The 19,285-nt window shown below is 69.3% G+C and carries 14 protein-coding genes and 3 tRNA genes; 5 read left to right on the top strand and 12 right to left on the bottom strand.

Features of this window, described 5'->3' with window-relative positions; genetic code table 11:
- Positions 1 to 63: 63 nt before the first annotated feature.
- The 4 genes from LG278_RS03675 to LG278_RS03660 all read right to left on the bottom strand — a co-directional run bounded on the left by LG278_RS03675 (position 64) and on the right by LG278_RS03660 (position 4,864).
- Complete coding sequence (locus LG278_RS03675) at positions 64 to 1,737, bottom strand: hypothetical protein (protein WP_404391048.1); 1,674 nt, start codon at positions 1,735 to 1,737, stop codon at positions 64 to 66.
- 141 nt (positions 1,738 to 1,878) lie between these two features.
- Complete coding sequence (locus tag LG278_RS03670) at positions 1,879 to 3,522, bottom strand: AMP-binding protein (protein ID WP_404391046.1); 1,644 nt, start codon at positions 3,520 to 3,522, stop codon at positions 1,879 to 1,881.
- 169 nt (positions 3,523 to 3,691) lie between these two features.
- Positions 3,692 to 4,603, bottom strand: a complete 912-nt coding sequence (locus LG278_RS03665) for an alpha/beta fold hydrolase (protein ID WP_404391044.1) — start codon at positions 4,601 to 4,603, stop codon at positions 3,692 to 3,694.
- 188 nt (positions 4,604 to 4,791) lie between these two features.
- A tRNA-Arg gene (locus tag LG278_RS03660) sits at positions 4,792 to 4,864 on the bottom strand.
- Positions 4,865 to 5,321: 457 nt separating this feature from the next.
- On the opposite strand from LG278_RS03660, the gene LG278_RS03655 reads away from it, so the two are divergent.
- Both LG278_RS03655 and LG278_RS03650 read left to right on the top strand, forming a co-directional pair.
- Complete coding sequence (locus LG278_RS03655) at positions 5,322 to 7,166, top strand: phosphoenolpyruvate carboxykinase (GTP) (protein WP_404391042.1); 1,845 nt, start codon at positions 5,322 to 5,324, stop codon at positions 7,164 to 7,166.
- Between the two features lie 154 nt (positions 7,167 to 7,320).
- Positions 7,321 to 7,839: a DUF6328 family protein gene (locus LG278_RS03650; RefSeq protein WP_404391040.1), complete on the top strand. Its 519-nt coding sequence runs from the start codon at positions 7,321 to 7,323 to the stop codon at positions 7,837 to 7,839.
- Between the two features lie 335 nt (positions 7,840 to 8,174).
- Here LG278_RS03650 and LG278_RS03645 read toward each other — a convergent pair.
- Positions 8,175 to 8,264: transfer RNA gene (locus LG278_RS03645), tRNA-Ser, on the bottom strand.
- Between the two features lie 241 nt (positions 8,265 to 8,505).
- On the opposite strand from LG278_RS03645, the gene LG278_RS03640 reads away from it, so the two are divergent.
- Entirely contained in the window at positions 8,506 to 10,074 is a 1,569-nt protein-coding gene (locus LG278_RS03640; protein WP_404391038.1) for an LCP family protein, read from the top strand.
- 160 nt (positions 10,075 to 10,234) lie between these two features.
- Here LG278_RS03640 and LG278_RS03635 read toward each other — a convergent pair whose 3' ends face one another.
- The 7 genes from LG278_RS03635 to cysK form a co-directional block, all read right to left on the bottom strand.
- Complete coding sequence (locus LG278_RS03635; RefSeq protein ID WP_404391036.1) at positions 10,235 to 10,438, bottom strand: cold-shock protein; 204 nt, start codon at positions 10,436 to 10,438, stop codon at positions 10,235 to 10,237.
- 225 nt (positions 10,439 to 10,663) lie between these two features.
- A complete protein-coding gene (folP, locus tag LG278_RS03630) occupies positions 10,664 to 11,569 on the bottom strand; it encodes a dihydropteroate synthase (RefSeq protein WP_404393522.1) in 906 nt (301 codons plus the stop codon).
- A gap of 542 nt (positions 11,570 to 12,111) precedes the next feature.
- Positions 12,112 to 12,202 (bottom strand) — tRNA-Ser (locus tag LG278_RS03625).
- 133 nt (positions 12,203 to 12,335) lie between these two features.
- Positions 12,336 to 13,286 (bottom strand): type II toxin-antitoxin system HipA family toxin, encoded by a 951-nt coding sequence (locus tag LG278_RS03620; RefSeq protein ID WP_404391034.1) that lies wholly within the window; start codon positions 13,284 to 13,286, stop codon positions 12,336 to 12,338.
- A gap of 299 nt (positions 13,287 to 13,585) precedes the next feature.
- Complete coding sequence (locus tag LG278_RS03615; RefSeq protein WP_404391032.1) at positions 13,586 to 13,909, bottom strand: helix-turn-helix domain-containing protein; 324 nt, start codon at positions 13,907 to 13,909, stop codon at positions 13,586 to 13,588.
- A 146-nt stretch (positions 13,910 to 14,055) separates the two neighbouring features.
- On the bottom strand, positions 14,056 to 14,787 hold the full coding sequence (cysE, locus tag LG278_RS03610) for a serine O-acetyltransferase (protein ID WP_404391030.1): 732 nt from the start codon (positions 14,785 to 14,787) through the stop codon (positions 14,056 to 14,058).
- 10 nt (positions 14,788 to 14,797) lie between these two features.
- Entirely contained in the window at positions 14,798 to 15,727 is a 930-nt protein-coding gene (gene cysK / locus LG278_RS03605; RefSeq protein WP_404391028.1) for a cysteine synthase A, read from the bottom strand.
- A gap of 245 nt (positions 15,728 to 15,972) precedes the next feature.
- Between cysK and LG278_RS03600 the strand changes: the two genes are divergently transcribed.
- Positions 15,973 to 18,300 (top strand): (Fe-S)-binding protein, encoded by a 2,328-nt coding sequence (locus LG278_RS03600; protein ID WP_404391026.1) that lies wholly within the window; start codon positions 15,973 to 15,975, stop codon positions 18,298 to 18,300.
- Positions 18,297 to 19,208, top strand: coding sequence for an LLM class flavin-dependent oxidoreductase (locus LG278_RS03595; protein WP_404391024.1), 912 nt, complete (start codon positions 18,297 to 18,299; stop codon positions 19,206 to 19,208). The genes LG278_RS03600 and LG278_RS03595 overlap by 4 nt, the downstream gene beginning before the upstream one ends.
- Positions 19,209 to 19,285 lie beyond the last annotated feature (77 nt).

The raw sequence follows: 19,285 nt of genomic DNA, 5'->3' as shown, positions 1-19,285 counted from the left end.
GGACGACGATGGGCAGGCCGTGCGAGACGACCTGCCCATCGGTGCAGCCGGTGGCCCGGAGGCCTACTCGCCGGACTTGTGGAAGCCGGCGCGTCGGGCCGACTCCTCGTTGTAGAACCAGACGTCGGGCTGGGCGTCGTCGTAGCCCTCGTCGCCCGGCACGAGGAAGGTGCTGCCGTCGCGGCTCGCCTTGACGTCGTGGCCGAGGGGCTGCACGCCGCCCTCCAGCGGCGCGGCCGACCCGAGGCCGAAGCCGCCGTCGACGACCTCCTCGAAGGTCGAGACCCGCGGTCCGGACTGCTGCGGCTCGTCGGCCCGCTCCTCCCCCTCGCCTGCTCCTGCGGCATCCGCGCCTGCATCGTCGGCCGATGTCTCGTCGACAGGTGCCTCGCGGAGCTCGGTGTGGTCCACCTGCTCGTCCGTGCCGGACTCGACCGGGCTCGCCTCGTCGGACGACGACCCGTCGGCGTCGCCGTCGATCTCGGTGTCCGTCGTCGGGTCCATGCGCGACCCGAGGGCACCCTCGGTCGCCTGCCCCTCCTCGGCTCCGGTCTCCGGGTCCTTCGCCGGCTCCGGCGCCGGCGTGCCCGAGGTCGTCGCCCACGGCTGGCCGCGGTGGTCACCGGGGTCGTCGTCCGGTGTGCCCGTGCCGGTCACGTAGTCGTCGCGGTCCTCGAGGGCCGGCACCGAGACGGTCTGCTCGGCGTCCGCACGGTCCTCGCGCGCGGACGGCTCGCTCACGTCGGTGTCGCTGGCACTCGTGGGTGCCGCATCGGTCCCGTCAGTGCCCGGCGCCACCTCGGTGTCGGCGGCACTCGCGGGTGCCGCGTTGGTGTCGTCAGTGCCCGGCGCCGCGTCGGTGTCGGCGTCATCGTCGTCGCTGCGCGCTGCCCAGCCGGCCGCGGCGCCCGTGCCGGCGGCGGCCGCCGCGCCCGTGGCGGAGGAGCCCTCCCAGCTCGACTCGCTGGTCGCCGTGTCGGGCGTGCTGCTCGGGGTGTCCGGGGTGGTCGTGTCGTCGTTGCTCACGTCGTCCCTGCTCTCGTCGATGGTCTCGTCGATGGTGCGGTCACCATCCTTCGTACCCACGACGGAGTCGTCCCACGCCGAATCCGTCGACGCGTCAGGGGCGTTGGCCTCGTCGGTCGCGAAGGGATTCTCCGCATCCGCCAGGTCGGGCTCGTCGTCGTCGCGCAGGAAGGGCGCCGACGCCGCTGCGGCAGCACCGCTCGAGGCTGCGACCGCCGGGGCGGCACCAGAGGACTCCCTGTCGGGCAGGCGCTGCCCCGACTCGTCGATCCGGTAGCCCTCGGCGTCGGTGCGCACGTCGGGGTCGACGCGGTCGGCCTCTCGCTCGAGCTCGACCAGGGAGGACTGCGCCTGCGTGGCCTCCTCGGCGTGCTTCTGGGCGTGCTCCTCGAGCCGTCGGGCCTCGGCAGCCTTCTGCTGCGCCTGCTCCTCGAGCTCGCGCGCCTCGGCAGCCTTGCGCTCGGCCTCCTCGGCCGTGCGCTCGGCCTCGCTGCGGGCGTCCGCCGCGACCGCTCCGGTCACCGACGCCCGGTCGGCGCTCTCCTGCAGCTTCGGTGCGTGCTCGTCGATGCGCGCGCGCAGCTCACCGGCCTCGAATCGCCGGTGCTCCAGTTCACGACGCTTCCTCGCGTTGAGGAAGAGACTGATGGTCACCGCAACGACGACCACGACGACGACGACCGCCAGGATCAGCTTGGTGGTGTCCGACATTGGATTCCCCTTCGGGTCAACGGGTCCTCACGACCACTTCCCCCGAAACCTACTGCCCGGGAGCCTCCCCCGGCACGGCGGAGGGCGCGCGGACCCGTCCGGGCACCTGCCCGGCGTGCTCCTGCCCCGCGGCCCCTGGCCTCACCCGAGCCCGAGTCGCTCGGCGGTGACCTCTCGCATCTCGACCTTGCGGATCTTGCCGGTCACCGTCATCGGGAACTCATCCACGATCTCGACGTAGCGCGGGATCTTGTAGTGGGCGAGCTGCCCGGTGCAGAACTCCCGCAGCGACTCGGCCGTGAGCGGGGAGGCGCCGTCCTTCATCCGGATCCACGCGCACAGCTCCTCGCCGTACTTCGCGTCGGGCACCCCGATCACCTGGGCGTCGAGGATGTCGGGGTGGGTGTAGAGGAACTCCTCGATCTCGCGCGGATAGACGTTCTCGCCGCCTCGGATCACCATGTCCTTGATGCGACCGGTGATCTCGACGTAGCCGTCGTCGTGCATGACGCCGATGTCGCCGGTGTGCATCCAGCCGTCCTCGATGGCCTCGGCCGTCTTGTCGGGCTGCTCCCAGTAGCCGAGCATCACCGAGTAGCCCTTGGTCATGAACTCCCCGGCCGTCCCGCGCGGCACCGTCTCGCCGGACACGGGGTCGACGATCTTGATCTCGAGGTGGGGCCCGACCCGACCGACGGTGCCGACCTTCTGCTCGAACGTGTCGTCGGTGCGGTTCTGCGTCGACACCGGTGACGTCTCCGTCATGCCGTAGCAGATCGTCATCTCCTCGATGCCGGCCGCGATGAGCTGCTTCATCAGCTCTGCGGGACAAGGAGATCCAGCCATGATGCCGGTGCGCACCGTCGACAGGTCGTAGTCCGAGAAGTTCGGCAGGTTCCACTCGGCGATGAACATCGTCGGCACGCCGTAGAGCGAGGTGACCTTCTCGTCCTGGGTGGCGCGCAGCGTAGCGGCTGGGTCGAAGCCCGGCGCCGGGATGACCATGCACGCGCCGTGGGTCGTGCAGGCGAGGTTGCCCATGACCATGCCGAAGCAGTGGTAGAAGGGCACCGGGATGCACACGCGGTCGGCCTCGGTGTAGTCGCAGAGCTCGCCGACGAAGTAGCCGTTGTTGAGGATGTTGCGGTGGCTGAGCGTTGCGCCCTTGGGGAATCCCGTGGTGCCAGAGGTGTACTGGATGTTGATCGGGTCGGTGTTCTTCAGCCCCGCCTGTATGCCGGCCAGCTCGCTCCCCGACACCTCGTCGGCGTGGGCGAGCAGCTCCTCCCAGTCGGAGGTGCCGATGTAGACGACGCGCTCGAGGCCGTCGACCTCGCCGCGCACCTCGTCGACCATGGCGCGGTAGTTGCTCGACCTGAACGACTCGGCCGCGACGAGCGTCGAGACGCCGGCCTGGCCGAGGACGTACTGCAGCTCGTGGGAGCGGTAGCTGGGGTTGATGTTGACGAGGATCGCGCCGATCTTGGCGGTGGCGAACTGCACCATCGTCCACTCCGAGCAGTTCGGTGCCCAGATGCCGACCCGGTCACCGGTCTGCACCCCGACGGCCAGCAGGGCGCGAGCGAGCCGGTCGACGTCACCCTGCAGCGCGGCATACGTCCACCGCCTGCCCTGGGCCACGTCGACGAGGGCGTCGCGGTCACCGAAGCGAGCCACGGTCTCGTCGAAGTTGTCGCCGATGGTCTGCTCGATGAGGGCCGGCTCGGACTCACCGCGCGTGTGCGACAGCGTCGGGTCGAGGGTGTCGAGCTGAGCGTCGGTCATGAGGGCCTCTCAGGGCGTGCGGCAGTGGACGGTCAGTGGATGGATCCCGCACCCACACCCAACTCCGGCCCCGCCCACCGCGCAAGAGACCCCGGCTGTGCCGCTGGCCACCTCGTGACCACCCCGAGAACATCAGGGGCCACCACGAGGCCTGCCGGACCGACCTCTGTCAGGTGGTGTCGGGCAGGTGCTGCCCGCGGTGGATCTCGTAGGCGTGGGCGTGGCCGGGCGAGTCGGGGTCGTCGATGATCGGCCGGTCCGCCATGAACCGGCGGATGACGTTGGCCAGCTCGCCCGGGTGGCTGAAGTTGATGGCGTGGGCCGCACCGTGGATGACGACGAGCAGCACGGAGTTGGCGGTCTGGCCGGCCACCTCCTTGATGCGCTCCGGCCCGGGCATCAGCGGGTCGGACCGTCCGAGCACGACGAGGGTCGGCACCTGGAGCTCGAGGAGCCGTTCGAGCGACGGGAACTGGGTGAGGGCCCGGAAGAGCCGCACCGTGCTCGGCACCCCGAAGCGCAGGTAGTCGGGCACGGCCACCGTGATGAGGCTGGGCGGCTCCCGCACCGAGTCCATGACCAGCTGCTTCATCGCCGTGGTGAGCGGTTGGTTGTGCAGTCCCCCCGCCGGTGCGACGAGCACGGCACGGTCGACCCGCTCGGGGTAGCGGTGGGCGAACTCGCAGATGACGGCGCACCCCATCGAGTTGCCGACGAGCGAGGTCGTCGCGACCTGCCTCTCGTCGAGGAACGCCGCGGCGGCGTGGGCGAGCCCCTCGACCCCGAGGGGGCTCGGGCTGCGGCCGCTGCGCCCGAAGCCCGGCAGGTCGGGGACGAGGGTGTGGAAGTCGTCCGCGAGCAGCTCCGCCGTGGGCACCAGATAGGCGCCGGAGAGCCCGAAGCCGTGCAGGTGCGTCATCGTCGCGCCGTCGGGCGGCCCCGGCGACTCGCGGTAGTGCAGCTTGATCCCGTCGACCGTGGTCCACCGCGAGGCGAGGGCAGAGGGGGGTGCCGGCCGGCGCCTCAGCGTCAGTCGACGCCGTGGAGCGGACGGCTGTGGAGTCGTGGTCTCGTCGGACACCTCGGGACTCCCTTCTGCTCGGGTCCTCCGATCCTCGCCCCGGGCCCCGCCCCGAGCGTCACCCCCGACGGGTGACTTGCGACGACCACGCCGTGCCCGCAAGCACCCCGCGGGCAAACCGCGGGCACAAGACAACGGCCCCGCTGCGCCGAGGCGCTGCGGGGCCGTTCTTCTGTCTCAACACAGAGTGCACCCGAAGGGATTCGAACCCCTAACCTTCTGATCCGTAGTCAGATGCTCTATCCGTTGAGCTACGGGTGCGCGTCCTGCGGTGCCGATCGGCACTCGGTGGGACGAAGAGTTACCTTAGCGCCACCCTCGCCGATCCACGAAATCGCGGCCGGACGGCATACCGGCGCTCCTCCGGGGCCTCTGCGCGAGCGGCGCCTGACACCGGGGCACGACACCCGCCGTGGACCTACCGGTCACCCCGCGTCCGACGGGACGACACCCATCGGCAACCTACGGTCCGGTAGCGCAATTTCTGCAAGAAACCGACAAGGAACCGTCGAAATTCTTGCGGCCCCGGGCCGGTGTGAGGCGTCTCACCGGTCGGGAACGCTCAGGCGGTCGGCAGGGTTCCGGGCCGGGCGTACCTTGAAGACATCACGTCATCTGCTCAGCATGTGGACACTTTCGCGCCCCACCGGGACGAACCGTTCGCAGGCGGGCAGTCACACCGGCACGACGTGGTGCCGGGCGGCACCGCGCGAAAGGGATGGGCCCCGAGTTGACCACCATTGACGAGAAACCGATCACCCGCACGACCCACGCCGGCTTGGCCGCCTGGGTCGCCGAGGTCGCCGAGCTGACACAGCCGCGCGACATCCACTGGATCACCGGCTCTCCCGAGGAGTGGACCGAGCTGACCGACGCCCTCGTCGAGGCCGGCACCTTCGTGCGCCTCGACGAGAGCAAGAAGCCGAACTCCTTCTACTGCGCGAGCGACCCCAGCGACGTCGCCCGCGTCGAGGACCGCACCTACATCTGCTCGGTGGACGAGAAGGACTCCGGCCCCACCAACAACTGGATGGCGCCGGAGCAGATGAAGCGCCTCATGACCGAGCTCTACCGCGGCTCCATGCGCGGACGGACGATGTACGTCATCCCGTTCGTCATGGGCCACATCGACGCCACGCAGCCGATGTTCGGTGTCGAGATCACCGACTCGGCCTACGTCGCCGTCTCGATGCTCGTCATGGCTCGCTGCGGCGACGCGGTGCTCCACGCGATCGAGCAGAAGAACGCGAGCTTCGTGCCCGCGCTGCACTCGGTCGGCGCCCCGCTCGCCGAGGGCCAGGCAGACGTCGCGTGGCCCTGCTCGGAGACGAAGTACATCGTCCACTTCCCCGAGGAGCGCACGATCTGGAGCTACGGCTCCGGTTACGGCGGCAACGCCCTGCTCGGCAAGAAGTGCTACGCGCTGCGCATCGCCTCGGCGATCGCCCGCGACGAGGGCTGGATGGCCGAGCACATGCTCATCCTCAAGCTCACCTCGCCCAAGGGGAAGGTCCACTACATCGCGGCGGCGTTCCCGTCCGCGTGTGGCAAGACCAACCTCGCGATGATCACGCCCACCATCCCCGGCTGGAAGGCCGAGATGGTCGGCGACGACATCGCCTGGATGCGCTTCGGCGAGGACGGCCGGCTGTATGCCGTGAACCCGGAGTTCGGGCTCTTCGGAGTCGCCCCCGGCACCGGCGCGTCGACCAACCCGCAGGCCATCGCGACGATCGACCAGGGCAACTCCGTCTTCACCAACGTCGCCCTCACCGACGACGGCGACGTGTGGTGGGAGGGCCTGACCGACGAGACGCCGGCCCACCTCACCGACTGGCACGGCAACTCCTGGACCCCGGCGGACGGCGAGGCCGGCACCAAGGCGGCCCACCCCAACAGCCGCTTCTGCACGCCGGCCAAGCAGTGCCCGATGCTCGCACCGGAGTACGACAACCCCGACGGTGTGCCGATCGACGCGATCCTCTTCGGCGGTCGCCGCAAGACGACGATCCCGCTCGTCTACGAGTCGCGCGACTGGCAGCACGGCACCTTCATCGGCGCGACGCTCTCCTCGGAGACCACCGCTGCGGCCACCGGCGCGGTCGGTGTCGTGCGGCGCGACCCGATGGCGATGCTGCCCTTCATCGGCTACCACGCCGCCGACTACATGAGCCACTGGCTCGAGATCGGCAAGGGTGCGGACGCCTCCAAGCTCCCCCGCATCTTCGGCGTCAACTGGTTCCGTCGCGACGAGGACGGCTCCTTCCTGTGGCCCGGCTTCGGCGACAACAGCCGCGTGCTCAAGTGGGTCGTCGACCGCCTCGAGGGTGAGGCCGACGCCGTGGAGACACCGATCGGCCTCGTGCCCACGGCCGACGGCATCGACATCGAGGGCCTCGACATGACGCCCGAGATGGTCGCCAAAGCCGTCGCGGTGAACCCGTCCGAGTGGGAGAAGGAGCTGCCCCTCATCGAGGAGTGGTTCGCCAAGTTCGGCGACCGCCTCCCCGCCGAGCTCGCCACCGAGCTCGACACCCTGAAGGCCCACCTCGGCGCCAGCTGAGGGCGTGGGTGGTCCGTCGCCGCTTGCCGGCTGTGACGGACGACGTGATGCAGGGCCCGGCACCTCTCGAGGTGCCGGGCCCTCCGTCCGTCCCATGGCGGTAAGAGCGCGCGGGGACTGTCCTCGGGGACCCCTCTGGGGGTACTCATGGGGGATGACCGACTCACAGCCCTACACCCGCGACGAGACCGAGGCCGAACGGATCGATCGCAACTTCGGAGAGCAGCTGCAGGAGCTTCGCATCGCCCAGGCCGGTGTGCAGATCCTCTTCGCCTTCCTGCTGACCATCCCCTTCCAGCAGCGCTTCACGATCCTCACCGACCTGCAGCGCAACATCTACGTCTTCACGCTGCTCGCGGCCGCCGTCAGCGTCGTCGTCTTCACCGCCCCCGTCGCCATGCACCGCACCCTCTTCCGCGACGGGCTCAAGGACTTCATCGTCACCTACACCGACCGGCTCATGAGCGTGGGCCTCTTCACCCTCGGCGTCGGCATCATCGGTGGGGTCGTGCTCGTGCTCGACGTGCTCATGTCGCACACGGCTGCGTTCTGGGTCGGCGGGGCGCTGCTCGCGCTGGGCCTGGCCCTGTGGGTCGGCGTGCCGATGGCGCACAAGGGCAAGGCCCGCGAGCGCCTCGAGGCCCGCACCGAGAGTGGCGTGCCCACGTCCTGACGGGCCACCCCCGGTCGAGTGCCCACTTCTCGACGCCGGTATGCCGCTCGGAACCTGCGCACTCGACCACCCTCCAGTCGAGTGGGCACTTTCCACCGGCCCTCCCGGGCCGCACGCCCCGCGTCCGACGGCCTCCACCAGTCGAGTGGGCACTTTCCACCGGCCCTTCCGGGCCGCACGACCCGCGTCCGACGGGCGGCGGCGGGAGCCGTCGTCCACGAGGCCCCTCGTTCCTCGGGTCCTCGTGGACTCCTCCCAAATCCCACGTGTCCTATCAGCACCAGACAAGAAGGACCCCGACGAAAGAGCGTGTCGGGGTCCTTCTTGTCTGGTGCTGGCGGAGGCGGCGGGATTTGAACCCGCGAGAGGTTTTATCCTCAACCCGCTTAGCAGGCGGGCGCACTAGGCCACTATGCGACGCCTCCGTGCTCGCCCTCCCCTGCGGCAGCTCTGTCGAGCGCGCCGAGGATGCACGAGCGGACACAGGCTACCGGCCCGCCGTCCGCTTCCCAAACCGGGACCCGCTGCGTCGTGCGGCGGGCGCACAGAGGCACGCGCATGTGACTCTCACCGCGTCATGAGGCGGTTCAAAGGTTCACGGTGCACAATGTCAGCGTTGCCCACCCGTCGGGCGACGAATGCCCCGTGCCCGCTCGAGAGGATCTGATGACCGCCGCCAACGCGCCGCGCCCCAGACGCGACGCCGCAACCAGCGGTCGCGAAGCCTTTCGCCGTCAGGTCACCGCCGGCTTCCGACGGGCCCTCGGTCTCACCGCTCTGGGCACCCTCATACCCGGAGCAGGCCTGACCCAAACACGGAGCAAGCGGCTGGGCTGGGTCATCCTCACCCTCGCCCTGCTCACCGGGATCGTCGTCGGCTACGTCGTGCTCCGTGACGGCATCACCAACGCCGCACTCTCCCTCGTCGCACGACCCTCCCTGCTCCAGGCGGCCGCGGTCGCCTTCGTCGTGATGGGCATCCTCTGGTGCGGCTCAATCATCCTCACGGCCATCCAGACCCGGCCCACCCGGCTCGACCGCGCCCGCACCCGCACCCTGGCCGCGCTCACCACCGTCCTCGTCTTCCTCGTCGCCGGATCCACGTTCAAGGTCGCCGAGTACACCCTGATCACGACCGACACGGTCAAGGAGGTCTTCGGCACGACGACCGCCGGTGACAAGGCCCCCGGGCAGGGCGTCGAGGTCGCGACCGAGGGCGACCCGTGGGCCAACCAGGCCCGGGTCAACATCCTCATGCTCGGCTCTGACGCGGGCTCCAACCGTGAGGGCATCCGCACCGACTCGATGATCGTCGCGAGCATCGACACCAAGAGCGGCCGGACCGCGCTCATCTCGCTGCCGCGCAACCTGCTCAACGCCCCCCTGGCGGACGACAGCCCGCTGCGCCAGGCCTACCCGTCGGGCAGTTTCGGCATGCCCGACTCCAGCTGCGCGCAGAACGGTCCCGGCGGCACGGGCCAGTGCATGCTCACCAACCTCTACGTCGAGGCCGAGAACTTCGCCAAGGACCACCCCGGGGCCTACCCCGCAGGCGTGGTGCCGGGGCGCCAGGAGATCCGCGGCACGGTCCAGGAGATCGTCGGCCTCGACATCAACCAGCTCGTCATCGTCGACCTCTACGGCTTCGAGCAGCTCATCGACGCCATGGGCGGCCTGGAGATCAACGTCAAGAACGCCGCGACGGGCAAGCCGTTGCCCATCGGTGGACACGTCGTCAACGGCGTGATCACCGGCATCAAGGGCTACTTCGAGCCCGGGCTCCAGCGGCTCGATGGATGGCATGCGCTCTGGTATGCCCGCAGTCGCGCCGGCGACGACGACACGCACCGACAGATGCGGCAGCGGTGCGTGGTCCAGGCGATCGTCGAGCAGGTCAACCCGGCACAGATGGTCGGGGAGTACCCCAAGATCGCGAAGATCCTCAAGGAGCGCATCTACACCGACATCGAGGCCCAGGACCTCCCGGCCTTCGTCGAGCTCGTGGAGCGCGTGCAGCGCTCGAAGATCACGAGCGTGGCGCTGACGCAGAAGGAGAACGTCTACTCCAGCAACCCGGACTACGACCTGATCCGCAGCCTCATCAAGAAGGCGATCGCCGCCCCGAAGCCCGCGGTCACCCCGTCGACGGCGCCGGTGACACCCAAGCCCAGCTCGACCAAGACGCGCACGCCGGCCACCCCCAGCCCGACGACCACGCCCTACGAGCAGTGCTGACCTGAGCGGACCCCGCCGCCCGGCATACGGGCTCGGCGCTGAGCCGTCAGCACCACGACGGGACAAACGAAGGCCCCCCGGTCGCAACCGGGGGGCCTTCGCACAAACGACTGTGCGGTGATGCGGTGTCGCTCGTTAAGGGGTGATCAGATCTCTCTGATCAGAGCGGACGAACCGCGTCAGCCTGCGGGCCCTTGGGGCCCTGGGTGACCTCGAACTCGACGCGCTGCGCCTCGTCCAGCGAACGGTAGCCGTTCGACTGGATCGCCGAGTAGTGGACGAAAACGTCGGGGCCGCCGCCGTCCTGGGCAATGAAACCAAAGCCCTTCTCAGCGTTGAACCACTTGACGATGCCCTGTGCCATACGGGTAACTCTTCCTTCTTTGGCGAGTGAGATGACGCACTTCGCGCATCCCAAGCTGCCGCCTTGACTCCACTCGAAACGGGCGAACCCGTCGACACCGAAAAAGAAACCCGTCACCGGTGATGACGGGCACCTGCTCGACCGCGAGGAACTACGACTGCAACCGCGTCGAACGTAGCAGACTACCGGCGAGTCGGCCCGTCGGAACGAGGGCATTCTCGCTGTTCAGATGGCGTTGGCCGGGCGGTCGGTCTCGGGTGGTCGCGCGGTCCCCCGCAGCGCGAGTTTGGGGGCCCTGTCGCCGCGGATCGTCGCCACCATGTCGAGCACCCTGCGGGTGGCCCGGACGTCGTGCGAGCGGAAGACCGTCGCCCCGAGCCAGGCCGCGACGGAGGTCGCCGCGAGCGAGCCCTCGAGCCGCTCCTCGGCAGGCAGGTCGAGCGTCTCTCCGATGAAGTCCTTGCGCGACATCGCTTGCAGCACAGGGTAGTTCAGCGCAACGACGTCAGCCGTGTGGCGCAGCACCTCGAGCGAGTGCTCTGTCGTCTTGCCGAAGTCGAGGGTGGGGTCGATGAGCACCCGCTCAGGGGGTATGCCGGCCTGCTCGGCCACCAGCGCACCGCGCGACAGCGTCGCCAGCACGTCGCGCACGACGTCGAGCGGGCCCTCCCCGTAGCTGACGTCGACGGGGTCGGTGCGCGGCGGGAGGCCGCCGGTATGTGAGACGACGTAACCGGCACCGACCTCGGCTGCCACGTGCACGAGCTCGCGGTCGTGGCCGGCCCACGTGTCGTTGACGAGATCGACGACGCCGGACGCCTCGCGGGCGACCTCGGACCGCCAGGTGTCGAGGCTGAGGATGACCTCCGGATGGGCGGCCCGGGCCCACTGCAGCAGGGGCACGACCCGGCGGATCTCCTCGCCCGCATCGACGGCCTCGCCCTCTTGGCCGGCGCGCACCCCGCCGACGTCGACGATGTCGGCCCCGCACTCGACAGCGTCGGCGAACGCTGCTTTGGCCGCCTCGAGGTCGCCGTGCCGGTTGCCGCTGAAGAAGGAGTCACGCGTGCGGTTGACGATGGCCATGACCGCAGGAGAGCCTGCATCGAACTGCCGCCCTCGCAGCACCAGCGCCGCCGGCGCGGGGAGCTCGAGAGGCGCGAGCGCCTCGAGGACGGGCTCCGCCCGGGGGGCAGGTGGGGGCGTCGGCTCGAGACCGGGGCGACGACTCACACTGTCGTATCTCACGAGTCCTCCTAGGGGTCAACCCGTCTGGCGCACAAGGTTGCCGAACTGTTATGCTGCTCGAGCAGACATCACCCGCCGGTCCGGCCCTGCTCCCGGTCGGACCGCGGGTGGTCTGCCGGTTCTGATCGTCCCGCAACGACGATCGACCACCGAGCCCCCAATGACGACTCGTCATGGGGGCTTTGTCATGAGGAAACTGAATACAGATGTCACATGTCGCGTCGTTCTTCGCAGCGATGAATCGTCCGTCCCGGCACCTGCGGGTCGGACAGTACAACTCCAACACCACCTACGAGGAGATGCTCGGACTCTGGTGAGACGAGCCTCGGTCGGTGGACCGATGAGATGAAAGGGACTCCGGACCTGTCCGGAGGCCCTTTTTTCATGCCCGGGCACGGGGTGGGCGCTCCGCGCCTCGGGGCAGTTGGCGGAGGGCGTGGGATTCGAACCCACGATGGGCTATGAACCCATAGCGGTTTTCAAGACCGCCGCACTCGGCCACTATGCGAGCCCTCCAGTGCGCCGAAGTCTAGTGCGACCCTCGTCCGTCGCCCGAATCGGAATCGGCGTCATCCCGGTCTGCTGCGGCCACCGTGGAGCAGCGGCGGCCTTCGACCACACCTGCCGTCCTGACACCCTGCGCGTCACGTCACCGACGGCCGTGCGCGTCGAATGCCCAGGCCATCGCATCGATCTCTGACTCACTCAGGCCATGGAGCCTTGCCACCTCGGGCCAGCGTCCCACCGCCGATCGGACCTGCTTCAGCGTCGAGGCCGCCTCGGAGGCACCGAGACGGAAGTAGTTGGCCACGGACAGCGCGAGCTGAAGGCTGGCGGTGTCGTCCCCCAGGTCGATCGCCGTGCTCAGGTGCTTCGGCCCGGGCTCGGGGTTCGGGTTGAGGTCGAACGCGGGCGCCAGGTGCCACGCGTCATCGTGCTCATGGAGGAAGCCGTGATTGCGCAGATGGTCGTCAGTGTTGGAGATGAGGATGGAGAACACAATGCGCCGCCAGAGCTGGTGCAGGTCTGCGGTTGCACGGCTCGAGCGCATCTCGATGGCTTCGGCGATCTCGAGGTAGGAGCCTTGGTCTCCGTCTGCGGACTGCAGCATCGTCATTGCACTCACGTATCCGACCCGGCCGACCGGACCGCCGTCGGCTGGAGGTGTCCGGTCGAAGCGGTCGACGATCAGCACACTTCGACCCGCGAGGCGCAACAGTCTGCTGGGTGCGACGATGACACCCGCGCGCTCGGCGAGGTCGAGGGCGACCTTCTCCCACGCCATCACGTTCCACGTGTCGTGGGCACTGCTGGGGAACTTCGCGATCGCAAGGTTGCCCTGGGCGTCGCGTACATGGGCCTTCGGCCGCGCTCCGCCGAGGGAGCTGCCGACTCGAATGAGTCGCTGGAGGTCTGACAGGTCCGCGGTGTCCGCCTCCGCGCGTTCAGCCAGTGCAAGCAGCACGGGAAGGTCGGTGAGGGCCGGCACGCCTGGATCCTCGACGGCTTCGAACGGTCCGTCATCGCGGCGGAAGCGGAGCGAGCCTTGACGCAGGTCATCACGGACACCGAGCAGGTAGTCGATCTCGCCGAGACTCATCGGCTCACGACCGTCGGCGCGGGCCTGGGCAGCCTCACGACGCATGACGAGGGTGCGGCCCCATCGATCGGGGGCGCAATCGCCAAAGGCGCCGAAGATCGGGTGACCGGTCGGCGTCTGGTGGGCACCACCCTCAAGCGGCAGGCCCGGCTCCAGGGCGTAGGCACCCCGGTGGGCGATGTAGTCCTCGACGTAGGCGAAGCTCGCGCTCTCGGAGTCGCCGCCGCGTCGACGATGCGAGTACAAGGTGCCGGCTCGGACGTCGCGACCATCGAGGGAGACCCAGACCTCGACTCCGCTCATGGGGTTGCCTTGCGCCTTCGCACCCGGGTCGGCAGCTCCTCGTCAGCGCGCAGCCGTCCGATGTCGGTGCTGAACGGGTCGATGGCCTTCGTGAGCAGGTCGAGCACCCCGAGCGCGCGGGCGACGCGCAGCAGGTTCTCCATCGAAGCGCCCTGGCCGTTCTCCACGCGGAGGACCGTACTGCGACTGACTCCAGCACGGTCGGCGACCTGCTCCACTGTGAGGTGACGTAGCTTGCGCCACGTCGTGATGTCGGCGCCGAGCCTCGCCAGTGCACGCGTGACGGCGACCGGGGTCCGCGTCTTTTCTGCCCTAGCCATGTCCACCTCAAGAATCAGATTCGCGACGTTAACGCTTTCAAGATATCAAATATGAGACCTAGACTCTTGCGTGTGGTGCGCGGGCACACTTCCCGCACGCGCGAAGGGCCTCGACCGTGGTCGAGGCCCTTCGCGGGTGGGGGTGCTCAGATGAAGATCGCGGGGTCCATCCACTGGTTGGCCGCGTCGCGCTTCGGGAAGCGCAGCACCGCCGGTATGCCGGTCGCCACCGCGCCGCTCGGCACGTCCTTGACGACGACGGAGTTCGCGCCGATCTGGACGTCGTCGCCGACGAGAACCGGGCCGAGCACGCGGGCCCCGGCCCCGATCGTCACGCGGTTGCCCACCGTCGGGTGGCGCTTGACGTGCTCCATGGACCGGCCGCCGAGAGTGACGCCGTGATAGAGCATGACGTCGTCGCCGACCTCGGCGGTCTCGCCGATGACGACGCCCATGCCGTGGTCGATGAAGAAGCGGCGACCGAGCCGGGCTGCCGGGTGGATCTCGACGCCGGTGACCGAGCGCGTCACGGTCGCGAGCACGCGCGCCGGCAGCCGGCCGCCCGGTCGCTTCCACAGCTCGTGCAGGCCGCGGTGGGCCCAGATGGCGTGCAGACCGGGTGAGGTCAGCACCACCTCGAGGCGTGACGACGCTGCCGGGTCGCGCTCGATCGCGCCGTCGACGTCCTCGAGGAGCCGGTCGGCGAGCTTGCGCGCGAGACCGAGCGGGCCGGCATACCGCTGCGGTGCGTCGGCGGGCGCCGACCCGGGAGTGGCTGCCGACGGCTCCTGACCCGCGTCACCACGGACGAGGGACAGGGACGGGTGCGCCGGCGGCGCCGGGGGCGCGCTCGGGTGGCTGGTGACTGCGGAGCTCATGGGACGACCTTCAGTCGACGAGACCCTCGAAGAGGATCGTGGAGAGGTAGCGCTCACCGAACGAGGGGATGATGACGACGATCGTCTTGCCCTTGTTCTCCTCGCGCTTGGCCACCTGGACGGCGGCGGCGATGGCGGCGCCGGAGCTGAGGCCGACGAGCAGGCCCTCCTCGGTCGCCGCGCGCCGGGCCCAGGTGACCGAGGTGGCGGCGTTGACGTCGATGACCTCGTCGTAGATCTCGGTGTCGAGGATCTCGGGCACGAAGTTTGCGCCGATGCCCTGGATCTTGTGCGGGCCGGGCTGGCCGCCGTTGAGGATCGGGCTCTCCTCGGGCTCGACGGCGATCATCTGGATGCTCGGCTTGCGGGCCTTGAGCACCTGCCCGATGCCGGTGATGGTGCCGCCGGTGCCGATGCCGGCGACGACGATGTCGACCTCGCCGTCGGTGTCCTTCCAGATCTCCTCGGCCGTGGTCTTGCGGTGGATCTCGGGGTTTGCGGCGTTGGCGAACTGGCGGGCCAGCACGCCGCCGCGCTCGGCGGCGATCTCGTCGGCCTTGGCGACCGCGCCCTTCATGCCGGTCGACGGGTCGGTGAGGACGAGCTCGGCGCCGAACGCGCGCAGCAGCGCACGGCGCTCCTTGCTCATCGACTCCGGCATCGTGAGGACGACCTTGTAGCCGCGGGCCGCGCCGACCATGGCGAGGGCGATGCCGGTGTTGCCCGACGTCGCCTCGACGATCGTGCCGCCCGGCTTGAGGTCACCGCTCGCCTCAGCCGCGTCGACGATCGCGACACCGATGCGGTCCTTGACCGAGCTGGCCGGGTTGTAGAACTCCAGCTTGGCCGCGATCGTGGCCTCGGCGCCGTCGGTGATCTTGTTGAGGCGCACGAGCGGCGTGTTGCCGATCAGCTTGGTGACGTCGTCGTAAATCGGCATGGCTGGTGCCCTTTCGGCCTGGTGGTGCGAACAGTCTGGTGACTCGATTGTCGGTGACAACCGGGTGCTCCTTATGCATATTCCAACATCTCGTTATCCCTGCCAAGTCTGGCCCAGCATCCGGGCCTCGGCCTGGGGCCCTGCGCTCCAGCGCGCGGCGCGCGGCGCGCGGCGCGAGGATCGTCACGTCGCGACGGCCGTCACAATCACTAAGCGCTTGCTAACTGGTCAGTAGACTCCCCGGCATGAGTGCGCTCCAGATCGTCGCCATCGTCGTCTGCCTCGGCGTGACCGCCGTCGCCGTGGCCCTGCTCGTCAAGACGGTCAACCACTTCCTCGCGACCTTCCGGCTCGGCCAGCCCGAGGACCGGGGTGACGACAAGGGCGCTCGCACCCGCACCCTGCTGCGCGAGTTCCTCGGGCACACCCGCATGTCACGGCTGCCGGTCGTCGCGATGGCGCACTGGTTCACGATGGTCAGCTTCGGGGTCCTCTTCTTCACCCTGCTCAATGCCTTCGGCCAGCTCTTCGACCCGGAGTTCGCGCTGCCGGTCATCGGCCACTTCTTCCTCTACGAGTGGGTCACTGACTTCTTCGCCTTCGCGGGCTTCCTCAGCATCCTCCTGCTCATCGCGATCCGGCAGAAGAACCACCCGCGCTCGGCTGCCGGTGAGGACGGGCGCCGCAGCCGCTTCTTCGGCTCGACGTGGTGGCAGGCCTACTACGTCGAGTTCACGATCCTCGGCGTGACGATCTGCATCGGCCTGCTCCGCGCCCTCGAGTGGACGCTGGCCCGCAAGCTCGGCACCGGCATGGACACCGCGCTGCACTTCCCGCTCACCGGGTGGATCGGCAACTTCTTCACCGGGCTCTCGCTCGACACGATCAAGAACCTCATCATCATCATCGCGGCGATCAAGATCCTCATCTCCTTCGCGTGGATGATCACGATCGCCCTGCAGCCGACGATGGGTGTCGCCTGGCACCGCTTCCTCGCCTTCTTCAACATCTTCTTCAAGCGTCACGCCGACGGTCGCACGAGCCTCGGCGAGCTGCAGCCGATCCGCGTGGGCGGCGAGGTGCTCGACTTCGAGAACGTCGACGACCTCGACGAGGACGCCGCGCTCGGCGTCGGCAAGGTCGAGGACTTCACCTGGAAGGGCCTGCTCGACTTCACGACCTGCACCGAGTGCGGTCGCTGCCAGAGCCAGTGCCCGGCGTGGAACACCGACAAGCCGCTCTCGCCCAAGCTGCTCGTCATGGCGCTGCGCGACCACGCACACGCCAAGTCACCGTGGCTGCTCGCCTCCGAGGAGGTGCGCGCCGGCGGCATCGAGGCCGCCGACGGCTTCAACGACGCGACCAAGGGCGCGGTCGCCACCGAGCAGCTCGTGGGCGAGACCGGCTACGACATCCGCAACCCGCTGTCGGCCTACAACCCGCACGGCCCCGATGCGGTCATCGACGAGGACGTGCTGTGGTCCTGCACGACCTGCGGCGCGTGCGTCGAGCAGTGCCCCGTCGACATCGAGCACGTCGACGCGATCGTCGACATGCGCCGCTACAAGAACCTCATCGAGTCGGCCTTCCCCGCCGAGCTCAACGGCCTCTTCAAGAACCTCGAGAAGAACTCCAACCCCTGGGGCCTCGCCCCGCGCCTGCGGATGGACTGGGCCAAGGACCTGCCCTTCGAGGTCAAGCAGGTCGGCGTCGACGTCGAGGGGCTCGACGAGGTCGACTACCTCTTCTGGGTCGGCTGCGCCGGCGCCTACGAGGACCGCGCCAAGAAGACGACACGCGCCGTGGCCGAGCTGCTCGACACCGCCGGCGTCAGCTTCGCGGTGCTCGGTGATGGCGAGGCCTGCACCGGCGACTCCGCCCGCCGCGCGGGCAACGAGTTCCTCTTCCAGATGCTCGCGCAGCAGAACGTCGAGACCCTCAACGAGGTCGGCGCGACGAAGATCGTCGTCACCTGCGCGCACTGCTTCAACACCATCAAGAACGAGTACCCCCAGCTCGGCGGGCAGTACGAGGTGCTGCACCACACGCAGCTGCTCAACCGCCTCGTTCGCGAGAAGCGGCTCGTCCCCGTGGCCCGTCCCGACGAGGCCGTGGCCTCGGGCACCATGACCGGCGCGGCCTCGACCGGCGCCAAGGTGACCTACCACGACCCCTGCTACCTCGGCCGGCACAACCAGGTCTACGCGCCCCCGCGCGAGCTGCTGCAGATCCTGCCCGGTGTGGAGTACGCCGAGATGGAGCGCAGCAAGGAGAAGTCCTTCTGCTGCGGCGCCGGTGGTGCCCGCATGTGGATGGAGGAGAAGCTCGGCACGCGGATCAACACCAACCGCACGGAGGAGGCCCTCGCCACCGGGGCCGACCGCATCGCGATCGGGTGCCCCTTCTGCAAGGTCATGCTCTCGGACGGGCTCAACGCGGCGATCCAGGATGGCAAGGCCACCGACGCCGTCGAGGTCGTCGACATCGCCCAGATGCTCCTCGCCGCCGTGCGCCGCGGAGGTGACGAGAGCGCGGCAGTCGGGGCCGCCGAGCCGGAGCCGGCCCCGGCATGACGACCCGGATCGGTGCTGTCTTCCGTCCCCAGTCCCCGCCGGAGCAGCTCCTCTCGACCGCCCGAGCCGCCGATGATGCCGGGCTCGATGAGCTGTGGCTGTGGGAGGACTGCTTCCTCGAGGGAGGCCTGACCTCGGCGGCGGCCGCCCTCGCCTCCACGACGCGGCTGAGGATCGGCATCGGCCTGCTCCCGGTGCCGCTGCGCAACGTGGCCCTCGCAGCCATGGAGATCGCGACCGTGGACCGGCTCTTCCCCGGTCGTCTCGTGGTGACCGTCGGGCACGGCGTGCCCCCGTGGATGGAGCAGGTCGGCGCCCGGGTGGCGTCACCGCTGACCCTCATGACGGAGTACCACGACGCGCTGACCCGGCTGCTCGCCGGCGAGCGGGTCACGGCGGAGGGACGCTACGTGCGTCTGAGGGAGGTGGAGCTCGGCTGGCCCAGCCCGCACCCCGGCCCCGTGCTCATCGGGGCCGAGGGCGAGCGCAGCCTGAGGCAGTCGGGGGAGCTCGCATCGGGGACGGTTCTCACGGGTGGCACCTCGCCAGAGAAGCTGAAGAGGGCGCTGGAGCGGATCGCCGAGGGCCGCGCGCGTCGTATCGAGACCCCTGGCCCCGGCAGCTCGAGCCAGGCGTCCCTGCCGGAGCACCGTGTCGTGGTGTACGTTGCCGCCGTCTTCGGCCCCGACGCCGGTGCACGCCTCGAGATCGAGCAGTCGCGGTGGGACTGGGAGCCCGGAGCTCTGACGGGCCTCGCAGGCAACCCGGCCGAGGTCGCGGACGGTCTCGGGGCCTGGATCGACGCGGGCGCCGACACCGTGGTCCTCCAGCCCACCGCCGACGAGGAGCATCCGGAGGACTACGTCGCCCACGTCGGAGAGGTGGCTCGACTGCTGCGACGCGGCTGATGCCGGACCGCGACCGAGCCGTGAGAACGCTCTCACGATCTCTTGACGACCGGTCTCCGACGGAGAATGGTCGGCTC

The sequence above is a fragment of the Humibacillus xanthopallidus genome, from assembly GCF_044793955.1.
Taxonomy (GTDB): domain Bacteria; phylum Actinomycetota; class Actinomycetes; order Actinomycetales; family Dermatophilaceae; genus Humibacillus; species Humibacillus xanthopallidus_C.
Note: the sequence above shows the minus strand (reverse complement) of the source record. Positions and strands in the feature narration are given on the sequence as shown.